General features: G+C 66.5%; 1 protein-coding gene. It reads left to right on the top strand.

The window, feature by feature from the left end:
* Window positions 1-91: 91 nt before the first annotated feature.
* Window positions 92-1,858, top strand: a complete 1,767-nt coding sequence (locus tag EKD05_RS25420; protein ID WP_129678435.1) for an ISL3 family transposase — start codon at window positions 92-94, stop codon at window positions 1,856-1,858.
* Window positions 1,859-1,892: the final 34 nt, after the last annotated feature.

The following is a 1,892-nucleotide window of genomic DNA, read 5'->3' as shown; positions in this document are numbered from 1 at the left end:
GGCTCTCCCGCACTTTCCGTGCAGGCAGGGCGAGAACCAACGTGCTAGAATGATAGGTTTGAGCATACGTTTGTATTGAGGCAAGAACCTGATGTTGATCGAGAATCTGTTCATCCCTGTTGGTGCCGCCCTCCAGATGACCGCTGCCGACTTCACGCCCGAAGGCATCCGGGTTGACCTCCACACGACCGCCCAGACCGCCGACTGCCCCACCTGCGCGGTGACCACACACCGGGTGCATAGCCATTACCAGCGCCGTTTGGCGGATCTGCCTCTGGCCCAGGTGCCCGTCCGCGTACACCTCCACGTTCGGCGCTTTCGCTGTGACACCCTCGGCTGTAGTCGTACCACCTTCAGCGAGCCGGTGCCGAGGCTGGCGGCACCCTACGCGCGTCGAACGGCGCGACTGCGGGCAGAACAGCACCACATCGCCCTGGATGTGGGCGGCGAACCAGGGGCGCGTCTGGCGCAGCGCCAGGGCATGGGCCTCAGCCCCGACACCTTGCTGCGTCTGGCTCGGAGTACGCCTGAGGATGCGCGCCCAACCCCGCGCTGCCTTGGCATTGACGACTTCGCACTGCGTAAAGGTCAGGTCTATGGCACGCTGCTGGTCGACCTGGAAGCCCATCAGCCCGTGGATCTAATCGAGGAACGCTCCGCCGAGGTGGTCGCGCAGTGGCTAAAGGATCACCCTGGCGTCGAGGTCATTACCCGCGACCGCTCAAACGAATATGCCGAGGGTGCCAGCCGCGGTGCGCCCGATGCGCTCCAGGTTGCCGACCGCTTCCATCTCCTTCAGAACGTGCGCGAGATGCTGCAACGCCTGCTCGATGGGCAGCAGGAGGCGCTGGTGGCAGCCACCCGACCAGAGTCCCCACCTTCCGACCCATCGCAGGTGCTTCCTGCCGAGCCGGTGGTCTCCCCGGAGGCGGAAGCACCGGCTGAGGCGGAAGCACCGGCTGAGCCAGCAGTGGTGAGCGCGCCGTCACCCGCTCCCGCGCCAGCAGAAGCTTCGTCTCCGCTGAACAAGGCCGCGCAACAGAGCCAGGAGCGGCGCGCCCGCCGACAGGCACGCTCCACGGAGGTGCGGGAGTTGCACGCCCAGGGAGTCGGCATCCGCGCCATCGCGGCTCGACTCCAGATCAGCCGCAACACCGTGCGACGCTTTGTGGCGGCCAGTCAGTTCCCAGAGCAGGCCACCAGGCGCCCGCAGCCCAGGAAGCTCGACCCGTTCATTCCGCATCTGGAAGCGCAATTGGCCGCTGGCCAGGACAACGGGATGCAGCTCTGGCGGGAACTGCGGGAGCAGCACGGCTACCGTGGCTCACGCGCACTGGTTTCGCGCTGGGTCGCGCAGCATCGCCACCTGGTGCCGCTACCTGACCCGAACCGCCCACCACGACGCGGGCGGGGTCGTCCCCCAGCCTCATCGCCGAGCCCGAAACCACCAGCGCAACGCCGCTTGTCCGCGCGGCAGGCCTCCTGGCTCCTGGTGCGTCGTCCCGAAAAGCTCAAGCAGGAGGAGCAGGACATCATTGAGCGCCTCTGCCACCAAGCGCCCACGGTGGAGGTGGCCTCTGCTCTCGCGCAGGAGTTCATCCAGATGGTGCGGGAACGCAAGGCTGCGGCGTTTGATGGGTGGCTCCAGCGAGCGCGCACGAGTGGGATTGCCGAGCTTCAGAGCTTTGTCGTCGGGTTAGAACGCGACAAAGCGGCCGTGGTGGCCGCCCTCTCGTCGCCCTACAGCAACGGACAGGTTGAGGGCCAGGTGAATCGGCTGAAGCTGATCAAGCGCAGCATGTACGGACGAGCCAAGTTTGACCTGCTCCGTCGCCGCGTCCTCGCTCGCGCTTCCTGAGCGACGCCTCCTGCACGGAAAGTGCGGGAGAGCC

It is taken from the genome of Candidatus Chloroploca sp. Khr17, assembly GCF_004138165.1.
Taxonomy (GTDB): Bacteria; Chloroflexota; Chloroflexia; order Chloroflexales; family Chloroflexaceae; genus Chloroploca.
Note: the sequence above shows the minus strand (reverse complement) of the source record. Positions and strands in the feature narration are given on the sequence as shown.

What these genes read in the sequence shown, in the direction of transcription:
- EKD05_RS25420 (WP_129678435.1), top strand. Translation starts at nt 92, where the DNA reads ATGTTGATCGAGAATCTGTTCATCCCTGTTGGTGCCGCCCTCCAGATG.